This window comes from Subtercola vilae, assembly GCF_004923255.1.
GTDB classification, from domain to species: domain Bacteria; phylum Actinomycetota; class Actinomycetes; order Actinomycetales; family Microbacteriaceae; genus Subtercola; species Subtercola vilae.
On the sequence record NZ_QYRT01000013.1, the window covers coordinates 1 to 22,364 of the forward strand.

The window sequence follows — 22,364 nt, forward strand, 5'->3', positions numbered from 1 at the left end:
TCACCGGTGGCACCACCATCACGTACCAACGCGATGCCACCGACCGTGTGATCTCGCGCACCACCGTCGTGCCCGGCAGCGGGCCGGGCACTGGCACCACCATCGTGTACTACCTCTACGCCGCCGGCGGTTCACCCGTCATGGTGAAAGACGGCGCCACCGGTACGGTCAGCCGGATGCTCAGCCTCCCCGGCGGGGTGAGCATCACGATCCCCGGCACCGGAAATCAGTCATGGTCGTACCCGAACATCCACGGCGACATCGTCGTCACCGCCACCCAGGCCGGCATCCGGTCGGCGCTGTACCGCTACGACCCCTACGGCCAGCCCATCAGCCCCACCGGCGTCATCGGCACCACCACCAGCGACATCACCGTGCCCGACAACCTACCCGGCACCGCCGACAACGCCTGGGTCGGCGGCAGTAGCAAACTCTACGAACACCAAGGCTCGATCGCAACCATCGAAATGGGTGCCCGCCAATACGTCGCAGCGCTCGGCCGTTTCCTCAGCACTGACGCCGTCGAGGGCGGCAACTCTGACTCATACACGTACCCTGGCGACCCCATCAACCACTTTGACCTCTCGGGCAACCGCCAAGACTCGGGCTCCGCGAGCGTGAACAAGGCCTACTACAGCGATTTCCACAACGCCCAAACCGGCGGCGGAGTCCCCGTTTCTCATTCCAACGCTCCTCCGGGGAAGGCGAAGCCTTTTTCGTTTGAGAAGCCGTTCGCGCAATCCAGCAGCATCACAGTCGCGTCTCCAGTGTTCCGAGGTTCTTGTGGGACGCCCGGTTGCACGGTGCCACTTATCGACTTGCCCTCGAGTTCTACGGCGTCGCTCAGCGGTTCTCTCTGTCTTATTGTGATCTGCGGCGCTCTGACCTGGGACCACAACCTAACGACAGGATTCTCCGTGGGGCCGAGAGTCGGGTCGTCTCTGAGCGCTGGCTGGAAACCGGAAAAATCAAGTCCGGGATGGGCCGCTACCTACGATTGCACTCTTGCAGCTGGACCGGTTGGCGTCACCGCGGGCGATTCGGGCGTTGCCTACTCCGTCGGCGCCGAAGTGGGATGCAGTGTGGGCGCTGGGTACACATGGTAGAACCTGGTAAATCTATTCGCCTACGCACTCAAGGGACAAAAGTATTATGAATTGGCCGTTTTTTATCATCGGACTCGTGACCACCATAATCATGGTGCTGTTAATTATTTTCCGTCGCCAGTATGCCGAGTTGACGGCTAAAGGCCAACGAGCGATGTTCGGTTCGGTGGGCGAGCGGGTGGCGCGCAATTCGACCCCGGCTATGGTGCTATTTATCGCTGTCGCAGGCCTGCTCTTCGCGACATTTCTGATGACTGCCAGCGTGACCAATTATGAATATGCGCCTCCGTCGCCGTCGCCTACAACTCGATGATCGAGCGGGCCACGACCGACCGCGACTTCTATTTCCCTCGAACGGAACGGCCGTATTTCGCGGGTGCAGGATCGCGTTTTGCTCATTCTGATGTCACTCAAGCGCGGTAATCCTCCGGGATGGAGAAACGATGATTCTGCTGGGGTTGATCAAGATCATCATCGGCGCAGTTTTCTTGACCGGTTGGATGTCTGTCTACCGTAAGAACAAGCCGCTCACCAAAATCAATGCCAGCGCGCGATCATGGGCTGGCCTGCGTTGACAAGAAGAAAAGTCGCTGAAGCCGTTGCTCTTGCCGTTGAAGCTGCCGACGGGCGGGCGTCACGGGGGGTTTTGCGAACTGTGACACCAACAGTCTTTGTCATCATTGTCTCGGTCTGCTCGGCGTTTGGCATTCTTCTGGTCGTTCAGGGAGTTCTAACCGGTGAAAAGTGATCATTGCCATGAGCAATTCGTCCACCTCTACGCCGTTGACGGGTCGCCGGTCATGGTGAAAAACGGCGCCACCGATGCGGAGGGCTGGTGAGCCGGCGACATCGGATGCTGAAACGAAATCTGGCGGTCGGAGAAATCACAAAACGGATCGTTGCGTGATGAAGGTGAGATAGGCGCTAAAAACTCCACAAATTCCGGTAGCCCAGTTTCTTGGGCACCGCATCCCACAAAGCTGGCCTCGATGGCAGCAGAGGGTGGGGCGTATGGCCCAGCCGGCTCGATTCAGGGATACGGCGGCGGAGTCGCGTTCGGTGCAGAAGCCGGATGCGGTAGGCAAATCGGCTATGCGTCTTAAGTAGGAGCTGTTCTGGACTAGGGATTGAATATGCAGATCGCAAACTGGATAGCGCTGATCGCCGGGCCGGTTCTGGCTTTGGTTGGACTATTTCTGATTAAAAACCGAGCCAAAGTCGCAAGCTGGCAGGCAGACACACAAAAAGCGTTTCTCGGAAGGCAGGGAAAACGCGCCGCTGTGCATTCGACCCCTAAACGCATGGGGTCCGTCGGATTCATTTTTATTCTCGGTGGGATTGCATTCGTGCTGACCGGAATTTTCAGACAGTAGTGGTGAATCCGAAAGACTCGTATAGGTTCTCCCGATTGTTTCGTGACTGCGACCTATTTATTGGAGCCCAAGGATTCGGAACTTCGGTTATCGGCTTCGGAAAACACGTAGCGGGTATCGCAAAGGTCGCAGCAACTGCGATAGACGCATTGGGAGTGACCAGCGACATCGCGGGGCGCGTTAATGCGTTTCAAAACTGGTTCAGAACGCCGCTCTTTTGAGCTGTGAACGGAAAGATAGGGATTCAGTGGAGAGAACTGCAAAGTGGTTGTTTATCGTCGCTATTGCTTCTGTGGGTATCTTGCTGGGTTCAATCGGCTACCTCGTCGTAGCGAATATGCTTGGCGGCGCCGAATACAGCGGCAAAGACTTCGGTGGAACCTTTGCCTCAATTTGTTTCATCGGCGGCTTGGTGGTGGGCTCTATCGCGGGTGTTCTTGGCGCCCTGAGTGTGCTGTTCAGCAGAGCCGAAACGAGAGAGCCATGGTTGTGACTGATTCGGGCCGCAACCCTCGCCGTATCGCGCCAGTTGGTCGGCACCGAACTCGGCCAGAGACACACCCCGGATCTCTTGAGAGGCGATGATGCCAGCCTCGTATTGGGCAATATTCGCAATCGGCGTTTTACTGATCAACGCTGGGCTACAGAAGCTCAGTCTGCCTGTCTGGATGCGATCCAAGCCGTCATCACGTCGAATCGCGAAAACACGGCGCCGAAACGAGAAGTTTGCCCTCCTGCGAGGATTCCCCCTGTGGCTCAACTGGATAGCCGTAGGCGTAATACTTTGCGCATGCACGATTTACGGAGTGCACTAGTTGCGCTGATAGTACTTGATCCTGTTGCTGCCCCTACATCTGCTTGATCACGGCCACGAACTCATGCCAATACACGGTCTGGGTTTCCTGTCGCATCAGGTCAACAGATCGTCGCGCTCCTCGGCCGACTCCAACAACACGGTGCCCTACGGGATGCTCAGTGGTAGCTGACGAAGAACGAGCTAGGAGTGCAGGTATAGGTCGCGTTCCCGACCTGATGAACACCGTTGCCGAGCCGGCCACAGGTTTCACCGGCGTTGACAAGGGTAGGTACAGCGATCGCGGCAATCAGAAGAGTGATCGTCACCCCGATGCCAGCAATGATGATTCCGGCCAGAGCGAACCCGTTCCTGAAGCCGTCGCGCCGAGATTTCACCAGGGCGATGATGCTGAGCACCAGTCCGGCGAGGTTCAGCAGAACGAAGAACGATAACGCGAACCCCACGATCCCAATGGTTCGCCCCCTGTTCGGGACACTCAGAGGCACCGCTGACGGCACCTCAGCAGCGGCAGGCAGGAGTGTGTGGTCGCTGGTATCAGTCATGGGTGAAATGTAGCGCAGAACAGCTCCAGCCAGTCAGCTCGGCCGCATTCGAGCCGCGACCACGAGGGGTATGAGGACGAGTGCTTGGCGAATTTCGCTAAGCCGACCCTCAGCGGAACAACTCGTTGATTCACCGAGAATGGCCCCAATCGTTGAAGAGCGGCTCGCAGTCCGAACCGTCGCTGACACGTAGCTCGCTGCTCATTCGTAGCTACCTAGTCCACCTCAAGGGCTGAGCCCAATGCCACGGAAGAATAAGAAAGACTAGTATTGCTCACTATCAACGAGGAAAGTTCGGACGAACAAGGATTGGCGAATGCACCAGCGATTTCTGTCAACTTGGGCGCCCCGTCAGCAACTTGGGACGGAACCTGACGATGTTCGTCTCGTCGTAGAGAAACACTTCAGGTCGCGCCGACGACTACGCGTCATTTCTCTAGTGTGCTTCGTTCTTGTGTGCGGCTCGTTCGTCGGCGGCGTGGTTCTCGTCGCGCTTTCATTTTCGGTATTTCATCTTTTCTACATAGCTCCCTTCTTCATTCTGGCCGGTACGTCGTTCTGGTCCATCTCGAACCTCGAGAATCCGATTTATTTGACCAATGGAGAGTTGAGCGAGCGAAAAGAACAGGAGGCGGAATGAGCAGCTTTGCGGTTCGCTGCTGTGGCTATGCGGTCGGAGCTTCACTTTTTCTAGGCTATGTTCTTGCGATCGTCTCACTCGTCGCGGGGGGTGAGACGTGGACCGATCTTGGCCTCTACATCTACTTCTCGCTTATCTACTGCGTCATCGCGACGCCTTTCGCTTTGTTCAACGGGGTTGTTGCGGGTCTGGCGGCACGAGTGTTTCTTGCGGACAACCGATCGCCGTCCAGCTCCTTTTTCGTTCAAAGCCTGAGCCTGCTGATCGGGACCATCCCGTGTGTTGTGCTGGCGTGGTCGGCTCTAAAGCCTGACACCGACGTATGGATCCTGCTAGCTGCCGCCGGAATCGTGTTCTCTTTCGGGGGAGGCGCTCTCGCCTGTAGATCAGTCAGGTGGCGCGCGGTGGCGCCGATCGCGACCTCACTGTCGCGGGTAGTCGATCTTGAACGTGCAGGATCATTGCCTTCGACGCTGAATAGCTTGAAGAAGATGGGGCATCGTTGAGACCGGCGACTGCTGAAGTCACGATGGTTGGAGAGCTGCATAATCAGGAACGGAAGCCGTGTGTGGTCAAGATGAGATATGAACTCGCGACACGGCAAATCAAGGTGGCCCTAGCGCTTTCGGCGCCGATAGGCGTGCTGAGCGGCTTCATCGGCGCGCTTTCAGTGGATGTGATAGCCAGGGGTGGAATAGCGCCCGTCTCCTGGACTGCGGCGATTCTCGGCGGTCTGGTTGGTTTGTTTCTCGGGCCGTTTTCTGCGGCAGGAGGGGTGGCCGGATATGCGGTTGCATCACGCTGCGGAGCCAATTCATTCTGGGCACGCGGGCCGTTCGTTGTCTTGTTCAGTTGCGCCGCAGCTACGGTTCCATTTTTTGCTTTGGGTCTGACTTCGATGGTCGCCGGTGTCGCTTTCGTCTCGACCGTCGCGAGCGGCCTGACCTATTTCGTGGCTGCCAAGAGATGAACTGTGCCGTGACGTATTGCGCTGCTACGCGGGAATCGATCAGTGCCGGAACGAGACGGAAGAGACTTAGTGGCATCCTTGGGCTTTCTCGAGTTGATAGTGATAATCCCGCTGTGTATTTGTATTTCTTGTTGGCGACGTCCAACATCGTCATCGCAGTGGCTGCAGGATGCTGGATCGTCTTCACAATCGTCAACAACTTCGTGATTCATTCCTGAGCGAGCGACTCGGTCAATAGAAGGCACCGAATTCCGACAAATCGAAGACGCAATGGGAGGTGGACTGTGAAAGAAATGAACCTTGGCATATTCGGGATGCTCTGCTTGCTGTGCATCCGCGGATTGGCGTTGTGGGTGATCATCCCTACGACGTTCGTAGTCTGGCTTCTTGCCTGTTACTGGTTTGTTCGTCGCGGAGCGAGCATGGGTAGATTTTTCGGCTGGGTCGATTTCAATTTCATGGTCTTTATCACCCTGACAATCCTCAGGCCCTTCTCCGAAGGGGCGCTTCCTGTGCGGGTTCCTTTTCACCGCATCCGCAGCGTCACGCATCGAATGAGCCTCATGGATCCCTCATGACCTCGGCACCGCGTGAAGTTTGGTTTGAATGTGGACGCCAATGGAAGGTTGCTGGTGGTTGCTACCAGAATCCAAACGGCGGCTCGTTTTCCTCGATGGCTCGCAGAAAGAGGAATAGATGAACTGGCCGCCTCTCATAACCGGGCTGGTCATGGCCGCAGCCGACGGCGCCCACCGAGTCGATCTGACCGACCTCGTCCGACCGATCCAGGGCCGTCAGCATTGAGATCCGGCGACGGGCCGCCGCCACGACTGTCCTCGAAGGCCCGTTACCGCAAATCCAGGCTCGACACCGCGAACCGGTCAGCCAGAAACCGCCCGTTCACGAGCAGCGCATTCGCGTCGTCGGCCACGGCCGCATCGCGAAGCTTCGAGACGGCCCCCTGAAGCACGGTGAGCTGCGCGGTCAGCGCGCCAGGGGGAGTCGAGCCGTCGCTGAACACGTGCCCGAGCGCCCACTCGACGGGCAGCGCGAGGTAGGCCCGCAGGGTGTCGGGGAGGTAGACGGTCGCCGCTCGACGCACGATCAGGTCGGTTTCTGAGTTCAACCGAACCCGCGGGGCCGTATCGAGCAGCAGCTCGACGATCTGAGCAACCTGCGCCTCTGCATCGGCCGGTATGCGCCCAGAGACCCGGCTGGCCAGGCTCCGCAGATCGGCTTCGAGGCTGGCCTCGCCGACAGAGACGCCGGCCTCAGCCGAGTGGATGCCGAGGGTCTGCAGAGCCCGCGTCGATGCTGCGGCGTCACCGGCCGCGTCTCCCGCGGCGGCAGCAACGTGCCCAGCAAACGCACTCAGCCACTCGCCGAGCGTCTGGGTGCGGCGGGCGATGACAACCCCGCCAGAGACCCGGCGGGTTTCGGCTGACCATTGGCCGCGGGCGGCTGGGCGCAGCGACAGGGTCTCGCCGCCGGCAGACAGGCTCAGCTCGGTGATGTCGCCTGGCCGGCCGGCGAGCCGGTCGCCGAGGGTGCGCGTGCGTTCGACCAGCAGTACCGTTGCCGCGACGGGCTCGGAGAGGGCCCGGGTGGCGCCGTCGACGAGGGAGGCCAGGAACGCCTGCGGGTCGGCCAGGGCGGTGGCGGCCGACGGTGCCGCGCCCGTGAGCGCAACGCTGTCAGACGGTTTGCTCACCAGCGCCCGCCGTCGGTCAGCGGCAGCACGAGGCTCGGCGTCGCGATCACATGGTCGGGCCGCAGGGAGCGCACAGCGCTGCCGATGGCGAAGAACTCGGTGGTGTGGCCGCCCCAGCGGTGCGGCAGTGACAGAAGTTGCACGCCCACAATGCCCTCGGCATCCAGAGCCTCAGCTTCGGTCTGCATGCGACCCATCGCGAGCTCACGAGCGTTGTAGAGCGCCTCGGTGAACTGGGTGATCTCAACGTTGGCGCCGATGTTGTTGAGCGAGGTCATCATGCCCTGGTGGGCGATGTGGTAGACGCAGGTTCCCATCACCAGGCCGAGTGGCGCATAGCCCGACTGAATGAGAGTCCAGAAGTCTTGGCCCGACAGGTCTGAGGTGAACGGAAGCCCCTTGTTGTTACGCCAGGTGCCCTTCTCCGGAGGCTTCTCGGCCGTGACGGCCGTGCCCACGGCGATGAATTCGGCGAGGTCGTTGCCGTACTCTTTGAACTCGATCTCGAGCCGCACCCCGACCACTCCGTCGGCGCCGAGGGCGTCTGCTTCGGCTTCCATACGGGTCATCGCGAGCTCACGAGCGTGGTACATCGCGCCGCTCAGCTTGTCGAGTTCCATGTTCTTGCCCCAGCGCCGGGCCTGGATGCCGACGTGGTAGACACTCGAACCCAGCACGAGGCCCACCGGGCGAAAGCCGGCCTGCTTCACCAGTAGAAACTCGTTCACCGAGAGATCGGAGGTGAACAGGTTCTTCTTGCCATCTGCCAGGCGGGCACGCGCGTCTGCGGGGAGCGAGATACCGGAGAAGGGGTCAGTCATCGGTTGCACTTTCGTTCGAGAGGTGAGAGAGGGATGCGATGGGCCGGCTGCCGTGCGTTCACGCGCCGCCCCGCCTGGCCGGTGGTGGCGGTGCGTCGCGGAGCGGCAGAATCGTGAGGGCCGACGACCCGGATGCTCGTCGCCGCGCACCCGGCATCGCCAGCAGGGTGGTGCCCACCACCACAGATTCGGCGTGCAGGTCGCGGCCGTCTTGACCGCCGCAGGGCGTTTCGAACTCCGACAGGCTCATGCTGGTCACGGCCAGTTCGGCGCTTCCCATGTGGGTGGCGCGGGCGGCGAGGCGCTCACGGGATTCGTGCCGTGCGGCCTGAATCAGCTCGGTCATGCCCGTCACTTCGCCGTTCACCCAGCTCGAGCGTTGCTGCCGCAGCTGCCAGTCTTCGTGTTTGGTCGAGATCGACACGCCGAGCACGATCTCACGGGGAATGTAGCCCGACAGAATCGCCGCAGCGCAATCTTCGCCGCTCAGGTTGGTGCTCCACGCGTCGGCCGCTGTGCGCGGAATCGGCGAGAGCGACGGGTCGATCGACCGAACCGCTGTGCCGAGCGCGCTGAACTCCCACGACGAGCCCTCGAGTTGACGGCGAACGATGCGAACCCCCAGCACGCCGTGTGCGCCGAGCGCCACCGCTTCGGTCATCATGCGCTTCAGCGAGCCGTACCAGCCGCGCTCGAAGGCGTTCACGTACGGCGCGAAGCTCCCGTATTTGCCGCCGGCGCCAGAGGTGGTGACGGGGGTGACCATTCCCATGCTCGCCATGCCGAACCCGCCGGTGTTCCACCACGAGCAGCCGCCGCCCGTCCAGCCGAGGTTCATGACCACGCAGCCGAACACTTCGCCCACAGGGATGAGGCCGGCGCTGTGGACGCTGGCCGCAGCGGGCGCGGAGAGCAACGACCCGGCGGTACTGCCAGCTTTTTGACGCGCGATTCGCTCGTGCGCTGCTGGCGGGAGCCCATCGATCCATTCGTCCACGTCTTCATCCAACCACTCAGTGCACTCGTTCGCCCCTTCTCGAACTGGGAGTTTTCACACCCTCAGAACGAGAAGACCTCCTCGTGCAGGTGCCGCCGGGGCAGACCGGTGGCGAGCAGTGCGGTGCGAGCCGCGTCAGAGAGCGCGGGTGACGCGCACAGGTACACGTCTCGCGTGCGCACGTTCGGTATGAGCTCTGTGAGGCGTTCGGCGCTGAACCTGTTTGCGGGGTCAGACGAGCGACCGATCATCCAGACGATCTCGACGCCTCGGTGCGCGGCAATCTCTTCGAGTTCGTCTCTGAAGACGATGTCGTCAACCGTCGACGCCCGGTAGAGCAGGGTGATGGCGCCGCTGTCGGCGTCGAGCGTCTCGAAGAGAGCGCGCATGGGGGTGATGCCCACGCCGCCGGCCACGAGCAGCACGTCGGGCCGGGTTCGCCGCCGCGAGGTCATGGCGCCGTACGGGCCCTCGGCGAGCACCAGTGTGCCCGGCGTGATCGAGTGCAGCAGGCGACTGCCCGAGCCGAGGTCTTTGACCGTGATGCGAAGTCGGTTGTTCTGGGCGGGCGCCGACAGCGAGAATGGATGCGCCGACAGCCACGTGCGTCGCGTCAAGAATCTCCAGCGAAAGAACTGGCCAGGCACAGCGTGCAGGTCATCGACGTAGTGGCCCCGAAACACGATGCTCACCACCCCCGGAGCCTCAGAAAGCACCGTCTCGACCCGCAGCCGATGCCGCCAGGTCTGCTCGAGCGGTCGCAGCACCCGATAGCGGAGAACCAAGGCGAACGCGTACACGTAGAGCAGGCTCCAGAACACCTCGGCGGGCAGGAATCCGGCAAGGTTCGGCCCCGCCAGCTCGTGCCCGAACGACAGCGCGATGGCCACGTAGGTGAGCAGATGGATGCTGTGCCACCGCTCGTACGAGAGCCGCCGGCGCGCGGCGCGAATCGAGAGCGCGCCAACGGCGACGAACAGAACGGTTGCAGCGAGGGCCGGCCAGAGCCAGGGCAGGCTCATCAGGTTGAGGGCGCCGCCGATGATGGTGTCGTGTCGCAGGGCGATCCAGGTTGCCGTGGCCGCCACGACGTGAACGATCATGGTGGCGACGAAGACCCGGCCGAGGCGGCCGTGCCACCGGGCGAGGCGGTCAGCGCCGATCTCCCGCTCAAGCAGGGGCGCGCGCGACATGAGCACGAGCATGACGGCGACGAAGTACCCGGCGAGCAGGCCGAACACGTGGGCGGCGAGCGCGAGGGTGAGCATCAGCGGGGTGGGTGCGCTCAGAACCGCGAGGGAGAGGGAGAGAACACCGCCGCCAACGAGCGCCGTCAAAACGAGGTGGTCGGCGCGGATGCGCGTACGGGTTCGTGGCCGGGGGCCGAGTGGGCGGGTCACGAGGTGGCTGGGGGTAGAGCGGGGCCGCGACCGGGTGCGTTCGAGCGGTGATCGGTGAGGTCGTCGGGTTCGTGGCCGGAGCCGCTTCGGCCTGCGGCGTCAGCGGTAGCGGTAGCTGCAGCGGCGGCAGCAGCAGTGGCCCCCGCATCCGCAGCGGCGGCGGCAATGGCCTCCGCGTCCGCAGCGTCGACCGCGTCCGCCGCAGCAGACCCAGCGGCCGGCACGGCTGAGCTGCCCACAGCCACAGTGAGCGGCGTCGTACCGGGCGCCTCGACCGCCAGCTGCAGCCCGAGCACCGTGGCCGACACGAAGATGCCCGCCGTCGTCACTTTCGTCAGGCTCGACCACCGCTTGCTGCTGAGCCGCGGGCGTGCCGGCGCGGGCGGGTCGACATCGTCTTCTGGTGCGCGACCGTGGCGGGGCGGGGAGAGGGGCATGACTCCATGGTGCGTGCAACTGCGCTCGACGGGGGCGATTCATCGGCGACTCTTACCGCACTGTCGCCGATTGCGGAGCCCACGCATCCGGTCGCCGCGAACGCGCAACCCCGGTGCCGAATCGACGTTCTCTGCGAGGCTGAACACCGAGGCGGCGCTCGCCGCGGAGGTGGAGCGTACTAGATAAGGCCATTTCAGACGGAGTACTTGAAGCCGAGGTGCGAGCCGGTGAAGCCGAGGCGCTCGTAGAAACGGTGGGCGTCGGTGCGGGAGGCGTCTGACGTGAGCTGAACGAGGGCGGCCCCAAGTGCGGGGGCCGCGGTGTCGGTGACCCAGCGCATCATCGCGCCGCCGATGCCGTTCGAGCGATGCAGGCCGCTGACGCGGACCGCTTCGACCAGGAGACGGGTCGACCCGCGGCGGGCCATGCCGGGAATCAGGGTGAGCTGCATGGTGCCCACCACGGCGCCTGAAGCGTCTTCGACGACGAGCAGGGCGTTCGCGGGGTCGGCGACGATCGCGAGAAGGGCCGCGAGGTAGACGGGCCGGTCGGCGGGAGAAGCGATGTCTCCGCGGGCGGCACTGACCGGGTCATCCGACAGCAGCAGCATGACAGCATCGAGGTCGAGTTCGGTTGCCGAGCGAAGCGTCAGCGAGCCGTTCGACGCTGCAAGCTCGGTGGGCAGTGAGAGTCGGCGGAGCATGGATCCAGTCTGGCGCACACCGCCCGAACCGACATCTGCGCACGAGCCACCCGCCCTCCACAACCGAGGAGTTGTGGTGCGCCCAGCTGCGGCGGGGGAGGCGGGAGCGACGGGGTGTACGAGATGCGTTAACAATGCCTCCGCGGGCGTTAGAGAACCGTTAAGGCCCGAGCGCGCTGTAACACTTCGGTGTCTACTCAGGTGCTGTGCCCTGCGAGATCGTCTGACCTGACGAGTCGCACGGCCTGTGTGAGTGGAATGGAGTTCTTGTGCTTGACGTGATTTATGTTCTCGGCATCGTGGTCTTGTTCGCGGTTGTCGACCTCATCGCCAAGGGGGTCGGCAAGCTGTGATCGTCTTCGACATCATTGCGGCCGCCCTCGCGGTTGCCGCCCTCGGCTTTCTGGTGTTCGCGCTCGTCAAACCCGAGCGGTTCTAGTGGACACCCTGTTCGCCATCCTTCAGGTGGCCACCCTCGTTCTGTTCCTCGTTCTGCTCTATCGGCCGCTCGGTGACTACATCGCCCACATCTACACGGGCACAAAGAACCTGCGCGTCGAGCGCGGCTTCTACCGGATGATCGGAGTCGACCCCACCTCTGAACAGACCTGGCGTACCTACCTGCGCGGGGTTCTGGCGTTCTCGCTCGTGGGCGTGCTGGTTCTGTACGGCATCCAGCGCCTGCAGGCGGTTCTGCCGTATTCACTGGGTATGCCGGCCATTCCAGAGGGCCTGTCGTTCAACACGGCCATCTCGTTCGTGACGAACACGAACTGGCAGTCGTACTCGCCCGACGTGACAATGGGGTACTCCGTTCAGCTGGCCGGCCTCGCGGTACAGAACTTCGTGTCGGCCGCGGTGGGCATCGCCGTGGCGATCGCCCTGGTTCGCGGGTTCGCCTACCGGCGCTCGGGCACGATCGGCAACTTCTGGGTCGACCTCACCCGCGGCACGCTGCGGCTGCTGCTGCCGCTGTCGATCGTCACCGCCGTCATTCTGATCGCCGGCGGCGTGATTCAGAACTTCAACGGCTTCACTGACGTGACCACTCTCACGGGCGGCACGCAGAGCATTCCGGGTGGCCCGGTGGCCTCACAGGAGGCGATCAAGATGCTCGGCACGAACGGTGGCGGGTTCTTCAATGCCAACTCGTCGCATCCGTTCGAGAACCCCACGGCCTGGACCAACCTGCTGCAGATCGTGCTGATGCTCGCCATTCCGTTCAGCCTGCCGCGGGCGTTCGGCCGCATCGTGGGCGACAACCGCCAGGGCTACGCGATTCTGGCCGTGATGTCGACCATCTTCGTGGTGTCGCTGTCGGCACTGTCGATCTTCGAGGCGTCGGGTGCCGGCTCGGCACCGCAGCTGGCGGGCGCGGCCATGGAGGGCAAGGAAGACCGCTTCGGCATCTTCGGTTCGACTCTGTTCGCCACAACGAGCACGCTCACCTCGACCGGTGCTGTGGATTCGATGCACGACTCATTCACCTCGCTCGGCGGCATGATGCCGATGCTCAACATGATGCTCGGCGAAGTGGCTCCGGGCGGCGTGGGTTCTGGTCTGTACGGGATGCTCATCCTCGCGGTCATCGCGGTGTTCATTGCCGGGCTGTTGGTGGGCCGCACCCCCGAGTACCTCGGCAAGAAGCTCGGCCCGCGCGAGATCAAACTCGCGAGCCTGTACATTCTCGTCACCCCCACCCTTGTGCTCGCCGGCACTGCACTCAGCTTCGCGATACCGGCCGTGCGAGACGACGTCACAAGCACCTCGATCTACAACTCGGGGCTGCACGGCCTCTCGGAGGTGCTCTACGCCTTCACCTCGGCCTCGAACAACAACGGTTCAGCCTTTGCCGGCCTCACCGCGAACACGCCGTGGTTCAATGCGGCGCTCGGGGCGGCGATGCTCCTCGGCCGGTTCATTCCCATCGTGCTGGTGCTGGCGCTCGCCGGTTCTCTGGCACAGCAAGACCGCATCCCGAGCACCGCCGGAACCCTGCCGACCCATCGGCCCCAGTTCGTCGGGCTGCTCGTCGCGGTGACCGTGGTCATCGTTGCTCTCACCTATTTTCCCGTCATCACGCTAGGACCGCTAGCGGAAGGGCTTCAGTAATCATGTCGACCATCACCCCCCTCAGACCCCCCGAATCCCACCCCACCGCGCACGAGGCCACCGAGAAGAAGGCCGCGTTCGGCGTCGCCCAGCTCCTCGAGGCCACACCGGGGGCATTCCGCAAGCTCCACCCGCGTGAGATGTGGCACAACCCGGTCATGTTCATCGTCGAGATCGGTGCCGCGCTCACCACGGCGCTCGCCATCGCCGAGCCGTTCATCGGCGGCTCGGGGTCGTCGGGCGGCACCGCAGTGCCGGCCTCGTTCACCTGGGGTATCGCGATCTGGCTCTGGCTCACCGTTCTGTTCGCGAACCTCGCCGAGTCGGTCGCAGAGGGCCGCGGCAAGGCGCAGGCCGACAGCTTGCGGAAGACGCGCACGAGCACAACGGCGAACCGGGTCACCGGGTACGACCCCGCGGTCGACCCGATGGCCGAATCGACGCCCCTCGTCGCACTCTCGTCGGCAGACCTGACGCTCGGCGACGTGGTTGTGGTCACGGCCGGCGAGCTGATCCCCGGCGACGGCGACATCGTGGCGGGCATCGCCTCGGTCGACGAGTCGGCCATCACCGGCGAGTCGGCCCCCGTAGTTCGTGAGTCGGGCGGCGACCGCAGCGCCGTCACCGGCGGAACCCGCGTACTCTCCGACCGCATCGTGGTCGAGATCACCTCGAAGCCCGGCGAGACCTTCGTCGACCGCATGATCGCGCTGGTCGAGGGCGCGTCACGGCAGAAGACGCCGAACGAGATCGCCCTGAACATCTTGCTCGCCAGCCTGACGATCGTGTTCGTGATCGTCACCCTCACGCTGAACCCCATCGCGGGCTACGCCGGGTCGCAGGTGAGCCTCACCGTTCTGGTTGCACTTCTGGTCTGCCTCATCCCCACCACCATCGGGGGACTGCTCTCTGCCATCGGCATCGCCGGCATGGATCGCCTCGTTCAGCGCAACGTTCTCGCCATGTCGGGCCGTGCGGTCGAAGCCGCCGGCGACGTGACCACCCTGCTGCTCGACAAGACCGGAACCATCACCTACGGCAACCGCCAGGCCGCAGAGTTCATCGCGCTCGCCGGGGTGGCACCGGATGCCCTGCGGCACGCTGCCGCTGTGTCATCGCTCGCCGACCCCACGCCCGAGGGTAAATCGATTGTCGACCTCGCCGCCCGGCAGGGTTTCGACCGCCAGATCGCGGTGTCGGGAGACGTCGTACCGTTCACGGCGCAGACCCGCATGTCGGGGCTCGACCTGCCCGACGGATCGCAGATTCGAAAGGGTGCCGGCTCGTCGATCATCGCCTGGGTCGAAAGCTCTGCGGCGCTGTCGAGCACCGTGCGCAGCGAGCTCGACGCGCACGTCGAACGTGTCTCGAACGCCGGCGGTACTCCGCTGGTTGTTGCGAGCGCAGACGCCACGGGAGTGGCTCGTGTGCTCGGCGTCATCTACCTGAAAGATGTGGTCAAGGAGGGCATCACAGAGCGTTTCGCCGAGTTGCGTGCGATGGGCATCCGAACCGTCATGGTCACCGGTGACAACCCGCTCACCGCGGCGGCCATTGCCGCAGAGGCGGGGGTCGACGACTTTCTCGCCGAGGCCACGCCCGAGCAGAAGCTCGCGCTGATCAAGCGGGAGCAAGACGGCGGAAACCTCGTGGCGATGACCGGCGACGGCACCAACGACGCCCCGGCGCTCGCGCAGGCCGATGTGGGGGTGGCGATGAACACGGGCACTTCGGCTGCGAAGGAGGCCGGCAACATGGTCGACCTCGACAGCGACCCCACCAAGCTCATCGACATCGTGCGCATCGGCAAGCAGCTGCTCATCACCCGCGGAGCTCTCACGACGTTCTCGATCGCGAACGATGTGGCAAAGTACTTCGCCATCATCCCGGCCATGTTCGCCGGGGTCTTTCCCGGGCTGCAGGTGCTGAACATCATGCAGCTGCACTCACCGTCGTCGGCGATCCTCTCCGCGGTCATCTTCAACGCGGTCATCATCATCGTGCTGATTCCGTTGGCGCTACGCGGAGTGAAGTACCGCCCGCTCAGTGCGTCGCGCATTCTCAGCCGCAACCTGCTGCTGTACGGCGTCGGCGGTGTGATTGCACCGTTCGTGGGCATCAAGATCGTCGACCTCATCGTCACTCTCATTCCGGGCTTCTGACCGAAGCCCCCCAGAACAGAAGCCCGCAGAAAGGTCATTCACATGAGTACCTCACGAACGTTCGCCCGGCAGTACGGTGTCGCCGTACGAGCCATGATCGTCTTCACCCTCGTGCTCGGGGTTGCTTACACAGCCCTGATCACGGGTATCGGGCAGCTCGCGCTGCCCGCCCAGGCCAACGGATCGATTGTCCGCTCGGGCAACACCGCGGTGGGCTCGGCCCTGATCGGGCAGTCGTTCACCGACGCCGACGGCAACGCTCTGCCGGAGTGGTTCCAGTCTCGGCCGTCGGCCGCCGGCAACGGGTACGACGCAGCCGCCTCGAGCGGCAGTAACTACGGCCCGGAGAATTCCGACCTGCTCGCCGCGATCGCCGACCGCCAGAGCGCCATCGCCGCGTCAGACGGTGTTTCGGTCGCGCAGATTCCGGCCGACGCCGTCACAGCCTCGGCCTCGGGGCTCGATCCGCACATCAGCCCCGAGTACGCTCAGATTCAGGTGGCACGCATTGCTGCCGCTCGAAACCTGCCCGTAGACGAGGTGCAACAGTTGGTCAGCAACGCTACGACGTCACGCGATCTCGGGTTTCTGGGCGAGCCCACCGTCAACGTGCTGCGCCTGAACATCGCGCTGGCCGGCCTGGCCGGTTGAGCACGGTGCGGCGGGCGGACATGCGGGCAGTGAAGCCGAGCGATGGCTCAGCGGCGATGACACGATGGTGATCGCCCAGTGAAACGCGGGCACTTTCGCGTGCTGCTCGGTGCCGCGCCCGGGGTCGGTAAGACCTACAGCATGCTCGAAGAGGGCCGGCGCCTGAAGGGCGAGGGCGCCGACGTGGTTGTCGCGGTCGTCGAGACGCATGGCCGCGCGGGCACGTCGAGCATGCTGCTCGGTTTCGAGGTCGTTCCGCGCAGCGTCAGCGTTCACCGCGGTGTCGAGCTCAGCGAGATGAACCTCGAGGCCGTTCTGGCGCGTAAGCCGGGCGTCGCGCTCGTCGACGAGCTGGCCCACACGAACGCGCCAGGCTCGACCCACGAGAAGCGCTGGCACGACGTCGAGGCGTTGCTGGCCGCCGGCATCGACGTGATCTCGACCGTCAACATCCAGCACATCGACTCGCTCGCCGATGTCGTCGAGCAGATCACCGGCGCCAAGCAGCGCGAGACTGTGCCCGACAGCGTACTGCGCTCGGCCGACCAGATCGAGGTCGTCGACCTCGCCCCCCAGGCCCTTCGCGACCGGCTGGCGGGCGGCTTCGTGTACCCGGCCACCCGCATCGACGCTGCCTTGTCGAACTATTTCAGGCTCGGCAACCTCACGGCACTGCGCGAGCTCGCCTTGCTCTGGCTGGCCGACGAAGTCGACAGCGCACTCAAGTCGTATCGCGCCGAGCATCGCATCCAGAGCACCTGGGAGGCGCGCGAGCGTGTCGTGGTGGCGCTGACCGGCGGGCCTGAGGGCGAGACTCTGCTGCGCCGAGGCGCCCGCATCGCAGCCCGCTCGGCCGGTGGCCAGCTGCTGGCCGTGCACGTGTCGAGCAACGACGGCCTGCGGGGGGCCGACCCCGGTGCGCTGGCAGCCCAACGAGCGCTCGTCGATTCGCTCGGCGGCTCGTACCACCAGGTCATCAGCGACGATGTGCCGCGCGGGCTGGTCGAGTTCGCCCGGGCCGAGAACGCCACCCAGCTCGTGATCGGCGTGAGTCGCCGCAGCAGGGTGGGCGCGGCGCTCACGGGGCCGGGAATCGGTGCCACGGTCATCCGCGAATCTGGCGACATCGACGTGCACATCGTGACGCACGCGGCGGCCGGCGGTCGGTTCGCATTGCCTCGCCTCGGGGGCGCCCTCACCCTGCGGCGCCGGATGATCGGGCTCGCCGTCGCACTGGTGGGCGGCCCGCTCGTCACCTGGCTGCTCGTGGCTGTGCAGACCAAAGACTCGATCACCAGCGACGTTCTGACGTACCAGCTGCTCGTGGTCGTCGTCGCCCTGGTCGGAGGGTTCGGCCCGGCGCTGTTCGCCGCGCTGCTGTCGGGGCTCACACTCGACTTCTTCTTCGTCGACCCCATCTACACGGTGACCGTGACCGAGCCGGTGCATCTGCTCGCGCTCGGGCTCTACGTTCTGAATGCGTCGCTGGTCAGCGTGGTTGTCGACATTGCTGCGCGTCGAACCAGAAGCGCCCGGCGGGCGGCAGCCGAGTCAGAGCTGCTCGCCACGGTGGCCGGCAGTGTGGTTCGCGGGCAGGATGCGCTGCAGGCGCTGGTCACGCGTACGAGGGAGGCGTTCGCTCTGAGTTCGGTGCGCCTGCTCGTGGACGGGCAGCCCACTCACGTCGACGGCGACACTGTGCCGGCCGACAGCGTCACCGTGGTGGCGGTGGGCACCCGCGCCCAGCTCGAGTTGCACGGCGCAGACCTGGCCGCGTCAGAACGGCGGCTGCTCAGCGTGATCGCCGCCCAGCTCGACGCCGCGCTCGAGTACAGCGACCTGGCCGAGACGGCAGGCGAAGTAGCGCCCCTCGCGCAGGCAGACCGCGTTCGAAGTGCCCTGCTGGCTGCCGTCGGCCACGACCTGCGGCGCCCCCTCACCGCGGCGACCGCTGCCGTCAGTGGGTTGCGCGCCACCGATGTGACCCTCACGCAGACCGACCGCGACGAGCTGCTGACCACCGCGCAGGAGAGCCTTGATTCACTCTCGCTGCTGGTCACCAACCTGCTCGATGTCACACGGCTGCAGGCCGGCGCGCTCGCGGTCTTCCTCAGCCCGGTCGACGTCGAAGACGTCATTCTGCCGGCCCTCGACGAGCTCGATCTCGGCCCGGCCGTCGTCGAGCTCGACCTGCCCGACGACACCTCTGCTGTCGAAGCCGACCACGGCCTGCTTGAGCGCGTGGTCGTGAACCTGCTTTCGAACGCCATTCGGTTCTCGCCCCCCGACCAGCGCGTGCTGATCTCGGCGAGCGAGTTCGGCGGCGCGGTGGAGATCAGGATCGCCGACCACGGCCCGGGGGTGCCGCCTGAACGACACAACGACATCTTCGTGCCGTTCCAGCGCCTCGGCGACACCGACAACCTCACCGGGCTCGGGCTCGGGCTCGCCCTGTCGAAGGGCTTTGTCGAAGGCATGGGCGGTACCCTCGAGGCCGAAGACACCCCTGGCGGCGGGCTCACCATGGTGATCTCTCTGCCCGCCCACCAGCGAACCGAAACTGCCGTGCCGGAGCCCGCCCCATGAAGATTCTCATCGCCGACGACGACCCGCAGGTTCTGCGTGCGCTCAACGTGACCCTCCGCGCCCGCGGCTACGACATCGTCACCGCGGGCGACGGGGTCGAAGCGCTCAACCGCGCCATCGAGCACCACCCCGACCTCGTGATGCTCGACCTCGGGATGCCGCGACTCGACGGCGTGGAGGTCATCCACGGCATCAGGGGCTGGAGCGACGTGCCGATCCTGGTCGTCTCGGGCCGTACCGGCGAGGCCGACAAGGTCGAGGCCCTCGACGCGGGGGCAGACGACTACGTCACCAAGCCGTTCTCGATCGATGAGCTGCTGGCGCGCATCCGGGCCCTCACTCGGCGTACGGCCGCGCCCGACGATCTGCCGGTGGTCACCTTTGCCGACGTGACGGTCGATCTCTCGGCCAAACGTGTCTACCGGGGCAGCGCTTCGGCGCCCGAGACCATCAGGCTCACCCCCACCGAGTGGGCCATTCTCGAGGTGCTGCTTCGAAACCCCGGGCGGCTACTCACGCGCGATGCGTTGCTCACGCACGTGTGGGGGCCGCACCACACCAACGATTCGGGCTACCTGCGGGTGTACGTGGGTCAACTGCGCAAGAAGCTCGAACCCGTGCCGTCGAACCCGCGCTACTTCATCACCGAGTCGGGAATGGGGTACCGCTTCAGCCCGTGACTGTTCGGTGAGCTTTCAGCAAGCGGGAACTTTTCGAAGCCGAGCACTGTTTGATAGACAGAAGGCCCGGTGATCGCCGCGGCCTGTTCACGATGAAGGAGGCCAGACCATGGCTACTGAAACCGCAATTCTCGCCGGCGGATGCTTCTGGGGCGCGCAGGAGCTCGTGCGCCGACGCCCGGGCGTCATCTCGACCCGGGTGGGTTACTCGGGTGGCGACACCCCGAACGCCACGTACCGCAAGCACGGCGACCACGCCGAGGCTGTCGAGATCGTCTTCGACCCGTCGATCATCTCGTACCGCGACCTGCTCGAGTTCTTCTTTCAGATTCACGACCCGTCGACGAAGAATCGCCAGGGAAACGATGTGGGGCGCGCCTATCGTTCGGCCATCTTCTATGCCGACGACGAGCAGAAGCGGGTGGCGCTCGACACGATCGCCGATGTCGACGCATCGGGCCTCTGGCCCGGCCCCGTTGTCACCGAGGTCGAGCCCGTCGGCGACTTCTGGTTGGCCGAGGAGGAGCACCAGGACTACCTCGAGAAGTACCCCGCCGGGTACACCTGCCACTACGTGCGACCGGGCTGGAAGTTGCCGCACCGCGAAGGGCAGCTCGCAGAGTAGCGGCAGCTGGAAGTCGTTTCGCGGCAACCGCCCCGAAACGCTCGTCGGCTACCGTCAGCTGCGAGTGTGAACCGAATCGCCCGAAAGGCCACCCCCATGTCACCAGTCGAACGCCCGTTCACCGTCGCTGTCTTCTGCGGCTCGAGTACCGGTAACGATCCCGTCTACCTCGATGCGGCCCGGCAGGTGGGCAGAACGCTCGCCGAACGGGGCATGGGGCTGGTCTATGGCGGCGGGCACGTCGGGCTGATGGGGGCGGTTGCCGACGCCGCGCTCGCGGCGGGCGGCCACGTCACCGGGGTGATTCCGCGGGCCCTGCACGATCGTGAGGTCATGCACGACGACGTCACTGAGCTGATCGTCGTCGAGACGATGCACGAGCGCAAGACGCTCATGGCCGAGAAGTCGGATGCGTTTCTGGCGCTGCCGGGCGGGCCGGGCACACTCGAGGAGATCACGGAGCAGTGGACCTGGGCGCAGCTCGGAATCCACGAGAAGCCCTGCGGTTTTCTGAACGTGGCCGGCTACTACGACCCGTTCATCACGCTCGTCGAGGCGATGCGGGATCGCGGGTTCACCCACCCGCGCTACACGGCGATGCTGCAGTTCTCCGCCTCGATCGACGAATTGCTCGCCGACTTTCTGAGCTACGTGCCGCCGGTGCGCGTGGCGGCGTCACCCGGTCTCGAGATGAGTACGCACCTCAGCGTGCAGCCCTGAGGCGCGGCGCTGCGGCCGAATACGGGTGCGCTAACATCGGGGCATGACCGACGAGGCCGAAGGCGGCGTGACGGAGCCGGTGCCGGCACCTCGGCCGCGCTGGCGACACAGGCTCATCGTGACGGCCTCGGTCGTTGTGGCGGCTGGAGCCCTCGCGGGCGGGTTCTGGGGCTGGAGTGCGGCCAGCGAGAGCCGCTTCGATGAGGCGTCGGCGTCGCTCGCCACGCAGCAGGCGGCCGAGACGAGCGCCGTGCACGCCTACGACGCGCGGCTGCGCGATGTGAGTCTGGTCTCGCAGCGCATCCGGTCGGTCGTCGACAGCCCCGCTTTCGTCGGTCAGGGCGCCACCGAAGCGGCAACGCTCAGCCAGGCGTTGGGCGTTCTCGAACCGCTGGCCGCGGCGCAGCCCGTTGAGGTGCCGGCCGCCGTTCACATCGACCAGAGCGCGTACCGCCCGCCCTGGCAGCTCGTGACCGAAGCCGAGCAGTTCGAGGGCCGCACGCGGGCTTCGCAGCAGACCGAGGGCAGCCTGCGCACGCTGGCGAGCGATGCGGCCGCCGCGGAGACCAGCGTCTACGCCGCTGAGACCGCGTACTTCGGCAACGCGGCGACGGCAGCCGAGCAGACCATCTCGAGCAACGCGCTGTCGAACCGCTCGGTGCAAGTGCCATTGCTTCGCCTCATCGAGCAGGCCCGAAACTCCACTCTCAGCGAGAGCCGCAACGGCGCCTTCGTCGATTCGCTCGCGAACGCCGAAGCGCAGGTCGTCGCGTCTCAAGCCACGCAGCAGTCCGAGCTCGACGACCCGGCCTGGGCCGTGCGCCGCGAGGTCGAGGCCTACGCTCGCTCGCTCAGCAACGGCGTCGCTCTCGAATTCGTCTGGGCACCCGAAGTCTCGGGGCTCGGCGACAACTGGCTGTCGGGAACGGCGGAGTCGTACGACAGCGACGGCGGGTGGTCGATCATCAGCCTCAACTACACCGTCGAACGGGAGTGGGAGAACGGCCGAAACGCCCGCGCCCTCGTGGCCCACGAGGTGGGGCACACGCAGGTCTACCGCTGCTGGCCGCTGTTCTCGGGTGACGCCTTTCACCAGAACTCTGAGATCTGGGCGACAGCGTGGTCGATCAGCCAAGGGTTCGATGTGCCGGGCTCCGGCATCGAAGCGTACGGCCGCCCCACCGACGAGCAGATCTCTGTGGCGGGCCAGTGCCGCTGAGGTGCTGAGGTGCTGGCCGCCCAGGCGCGGGCTGCGTTGACGTACACGATGCCGGGGTTCGAGCCTCCGCAATAAGATGATCGTCAGGGCA

25 protein-coding genes are annotated in these 22,364 nt (G+C 64.7%); 18 read left to right on the top strand and 7 right to left on the bottom strand.

Going from position 1 to position 22,364, the window contains the following annotated elements:
• The 5 genes from D4765_RS19175 to D4765_RS08595 all read left to right on the top strand — a co-directional run.
• On the top strand, positions 1 to 1,106 hold a 1,106-nt coding region (locus tag D4765_RS19175; RefSeq protein WP_201799266.1), incomplete at its 5' end, for an RHS repeat-associated core domain-containing protein.
• A gap of 76 nt (positions 1,107 to 1,182) precedes the next feature.
• The gene (locus D4765_RS08585) at positions 1,183 to 1,419 is read left to right on the top strand and encodes a hypothetical protein (RefSeq protein WP_136641882.1); all 237 of its coding nucleotides are present in this window, start codon (positions 1,183 to 1,185) and stop codon (positions 1,417 to 1,419) included.
• A 130-nt stretch (positions 1,420 to 1,549) separates the two neighbouring features.
• Positions 1,550 to 1,681 carry a hypothetical protein gene (locus D4765_RS19955; protein WP_272898615.1) on the top strand — a complete coding sequence of 44 codons (132 nt, stop codon included), beginning with the start codon at positions 1,550 to 1,552 and terminating at the stop codon, positions 1,679 to 1,681.
• Between the two features lie 558 nt (positions 1,682 to 2,239).
• On the top strand, positions 2,240 to 2,479 hold the full coding sequence (locus tag D4765_RS08590) for a hypothetical protein (protein WP_136641883.1): 240 nt from the start codon (positions 2,240 to 2,242) through the stop codon (positions 2,477 to 2,479).
• Positions 2,480 to 2,726: 247 nt separating this feature from the next.
• Positions 2,727 to 2,972, top strand: coding sequence for a hypothetical protein (locus D4765_RS08595; RefSeq protein ID WP_136641884.1), 246 nt, complete (start codon positions 2,727 to 2,729; stop codon positions 2,970 to 2,972).
• A gap of 479 nt (positions 2,973 to 3,451) precedes the next feature.
• On the opposite strand, the gene D4765_RS08600 is transcribed toward D4765_RS08595, so the two are convergent.
• Complete coding sequence (locus tag D4765_RS08600) at positions 3,452 to 3,838, bottom strand: DUF4190 domain-containing protein (protein ID WP_136641885.1); 387 nt, start codon at positions 3,836 to 3,838, stop codon at positions 3,452 to 3,454.
• A 316-nt stretch (positions 3,839 to 4,154) separates the two neighbouring features.
• Between D4765_RS08600 and D4765_RS08605 the strand changes: the two genes are divergently transcribed.
• From D4765_RS08605 to D4765_RS08620, 4 genes are all read left to right on the top strand, one after another.
• Complete coding sequence (locus tag D4765_RS08605; RefSeq protein WP_136641886.1) at positions 4,155 to 4,478, top strand: hypothetical protein; 324 nt, start codon at positions 4,155 to 4,157, stop codon at positions 4,476 to 4,478.
• On the top strand, positions 4,475 to 4,984 hold the full coding sequence (locus tag D4765_RS08610) for a hypothetical protein (RefSeq protein ID WP_136641887.1): 510 nt from the start codon (positions 4,475 to 4,477) through the stop codon (positions 4,982 to 4,984). The genes D4765_RS08605 and D4765_RS08610 overlap by 4 nt, the downstream gene beginning before the upstream one ends.
• Positions 4,985 to 5,046: 62 nt before the next feature.
• Entirely contained in the window at positions 5,047 to 5,448 is a 402-nt protein-coding gene (locus D4765_RS08615) for a hypothetical protein (protein ID WP_136641888.1), read from the top strand.
• 284 nt (positions 5,449 to 5,732) lie between these two features.
• Entirely contained in the window at positions 5,733 to 6,026 is a 294-nt protein-coding gene (locus D4765_RS08620) for a hypothetical protein (protein ID WP_136641889.1), read from the top strand.
• Between the two features lie 269 nt (positions 6,027 to 6,295).
• Here D4765_RS08620 and D4765_RS08625 read toward each other — a convergent pair whose 3' ends face one another.
• From D4765_RS08625 to D4765_RS08650, 6 genes are all read right to left on the bottom strand, one after another.
• Positions 6,296 to 7,159, bottom strand: a complete 864-nt coding sequence (locus tag D4765_RS08625; RefSeq protein WP_136641890.1) for a hypothetical protein — start codon at positions 7,157 to 7,159, stop codon at positions 6,296 to 6,298.
• Positions 7,156 to 7,980: a heavy metal-binding domain-containing protein gene (locus tag D4765_RS08630; RefSeq protein WP_136641891.1), complete on the bottom strand. Its 825-nt coding sequence runs from the start codon at positions 7,978 to 7,980 to the stop codon at positions 7,156 to 7,158. Before D4765_RS08630 ends, D4765_RS08625 begins: the two co-directional genes overlap by 4 nt.
• Positions 7,981 to 8,038: 58 nt before the next feature.
• Complete coding sequence (locus tag D4765_RS08635; RefSeq protein ID WP_136641892.1) at positions 8,039 to 8,989, bottom strand: heavy metal-binding domain-containing protein; 951 nt, start codon at positions 8,987 to 8,989, stop codon at positions 8,039 to 8,041.
• 50 nt (positions 8,990 to 9,039) lie between these two features.
• Positions 9,040 to 10,377, bottom strand: coding sequence for a ferredoxin reductase family protein (locus tag D4765_RS08640; protein WP_136641893.1), 1,338 nt, complete (start codon positions 10,375 to 10,377; stop codon positions 9,040 to 9,042).
• Complete coding sequence (locus D4765_RS19180) at positions 10,374 to 10,814, bottom strand: hypothetical protein (RefSeq protein ID WP_161580399.1); 441 nt, start codon at positions 10,812 to 10,814, stop codon at positions 10,374 to 10,376. The genes D4765_RS08640 and D4765_RS19180 overlap by 4 nt, the downstream gene beginning before the upstream one ends.
• 194 nt (positions 10,815 to 11,008) lie before the next feature.
• On the bottom strand, positions 11,009 to 11,518 hold the full coding sequence (locus D4765_RS08650) for a GNAT family N-acetyltransferase (protein WP_136641895.1): 510 nt from the start codon (positions 11,516 to 11,518) through the stop codon (positions 11,009 to 11,011).
• A gap of 349 nt (positions 11,519 to 11,867) precedes the next feature.
• Here D4765_RS08650 and D4765_RS08655 point away from each other — a divergent pair, with 349 nt between their 5' ends.
• From D4765_RS08655 to D4765_RS08695, 9 genes are all read left to right on the top strand, one after another.
• Entirely contained in the window at positions 11,868 to 11,957 is a 90-nt protein-coding gene (locus D4765_RS08655) for a potassium-transporting ATPase subunit F (RefSeq protein WP_136641896.1), read from the top strand.
• On the top strand, positions 11,957 to 13,630 hold the full coding sequence (kdpA, locus tag D4765_RS08660; RefSeq protein WP_136641897.1) for a potassium-transporting ATPase subunit KdpA: 1,674 nt from the start codon (positions 11,957 to 11,959) through the stop codon (positions 13,628 to 13,630). The genes D4765_RS08655 and kdpA overlap by 1 nt, the downstream gene beginning before the upstream one ends.
• A 2-nt stretch (positions 13,631 to 13,632) precedes the next feature.
• Positions 13,633 to 15,792 (top strand): potassium-transporting ATPase subunit KdpB, encoded by a 2,160-nt coding sequence (gene kdpB, locus D4765_RS08665; RefSeq protein WP_136641898.1) that lies wholly within the window; start codon positions 13,633 to 13,635, stop codon positions 15,790 to 15,792.
• 42 nt (positions 15,793 to 15,834) lie between these two features.
• Positions 15,835 to 16,443 (top strand): potassium-transporting ATPase subunit KdpC, encoded by a 609-nt coding sequence (kdpC, locus tag D4765_RS08670; RefSeq protein ID WP_136641899.1) that lies wholly within the window; start codon positions 15,835 to 15,837, stop codon positions 16,441 to 16,443.
• A 78-nt stretch (positions 16,444 to 16,521) separates the two neighbouring features.
• A complete protein-coding gene (locus D4765_RS08675) occupies positions 16,522 to 19,029 on the top strand; it encodes a sensor histidine kinase (protein ID WP_136641900.1) in 2,508 nt (835 codons plus the stop codon).
• Positions 19,026 to 19,709, top strand: a complete 684-nt coding sequence (locus D4765_RS08680; protein ID WP_136641901.1) for a response regulator — start codon at positions 19,026 to 19,028, stop codon at positions 19,707 to 19,709. The genes D4765_RS08675 and D4765_RS08680 overlap by 4 nt, the downstream gene beginning before the upstream one ends.
• A 109-nt stretch (positions 19,710 to 19,818) precedes the next feature.
• Positions 19,819 to 20,334, top strand: a complete 516-nt coding sequence (gene msrA / locus D4765_RS08685) for a peptide-methionine (S)-S-oxide reductase MsrA (protein ID WP_136641902.1) — start codon at positions 19,819 to 19,821, stop codon at positions 20,332 to 20,334.
• Between the two features lie 96 nt (positions 20,335 to 20,430).
• Complete coding sequence (locus tag D4765_RS08690) at positions 20,431 to 21,054, top strand: LOG family protein (RefSeq protein ID WP_136641903.1); 624 nt, start codon at positions 20,431 to 20,433, stop codon at positions 21,052 to 21,054.
• Between the two features lie 43 nt (positions 21,055 to 21,097).
• Positions 21,098 to 22,273: a hypothetical protein gene (locus D4765_RS08695; RefSeq protein ID WP_136641904.1), complete on the top strand. Its 1,176-nt coding sequence runs from the start codon at positions 21,098 to 21,100 to the stop codon at positions 22,271 to 22,273.
• Positions 22,274 to 22,364 lie beyond the last annotated feature (91 nt).

Bases quoted from the DNA above. Each gene is read 5' to 3' on its own strand.
- kdpC (WP_136641899.1), top strand. From the start codon at position 15,835: ATGAGTACCTCACGAACGTTCGCCCGGCAGTACGGTGTCGCCGTACGA.
- D4765_RS08650 (WP_136641895.1), bottom strand. From the start codon at position 11,518: ATGCTCCGCCGACTCTCACTGCCCACCGAGCTTGCAGCGTCGAACGGC.
- D4765_RS08695 (WP_136641904.1), top strand. From the start codon at position 21,098: ATGACCGACGAGGCCGAAGGCGGCGTGACGGAGCCGGTGCCGGCACCT.
- D4765_RS19180 (WP_161580399.1), bottom strand. From the start codon at position 10,814: ATGCCCCTCTCCCCGCCCCGCCACGGTCGCGCACCAGAAGACGATGTC.
- D4765_RS08605 (WP_136641886.1), top strand. From the start codon at position 4,155: ATGCACCAGCGATTTCTGTCAACTTGGGCGCCCCGTCAGCAACTTGGG.
- kdpB (WP_136641898.1), top strand. From the start codon at position 13,633: ATGTCGACCATCACCCCCCTCAGACCCCCCGAATCCCACCCCACCGCG.
- D4765_RS08610 (WP_136641887.1), top strand. From the start codon at position 4,475: ATGAGCAGCTTTGCGGTTCGCTGCTGTGGCTATGCGGTCGGAGCTTCA.
- D4765_RS08690 (WP_136641903.1), top strand. From the start codon at position 20,431: ATGTCACCAGTCGAACGCCCGTTCACCGTCGCTGTCTTCTGCGGCTCG.
- D4765_RS08680 (WP_136641901.1), top strand. From the start codon at position 19,026: ATGAAGATTCTCATCGCCGACGACGACCCGCAGGTTCTGCGTGCGCTC.
- D4765_RS08600 (WP_136641885.1), bottom strand. From the start codon at position 3,838: ATGACTGATACCAGCGACCACACACTCCTGCCTGCCGCTGCTGAGGTG.
- D4765_RS08590 (WP_136641883.1), top strand. From the start codon at position 2,240: ATGCAGATCGCAAACTGGATAGCGCTGATCGCCGGGCCGGTTCTGGCT.
- msrA (WP_136641902.1), top strand. From the start codon at position 19,819: ATGGCTACTGAAACCGCAATTCTCGCCGGCGGATGCTTCTGGGGCGCG.
- D4765_RS08630 (WP_136641891.1), bottom strand. From the start codon at position 7,980: ATGACTGACCCCTTCTCCGGTATCTCGCTCCCCGCAGACGCGCGTGCC.
- D4765_RS19955 (WP_272898615.1), top strand. From the start codon at position 1,550: ATGATTCTGCTGGGGTTGATCAAGATCATCATCGGCGCAGTTTTCTTG.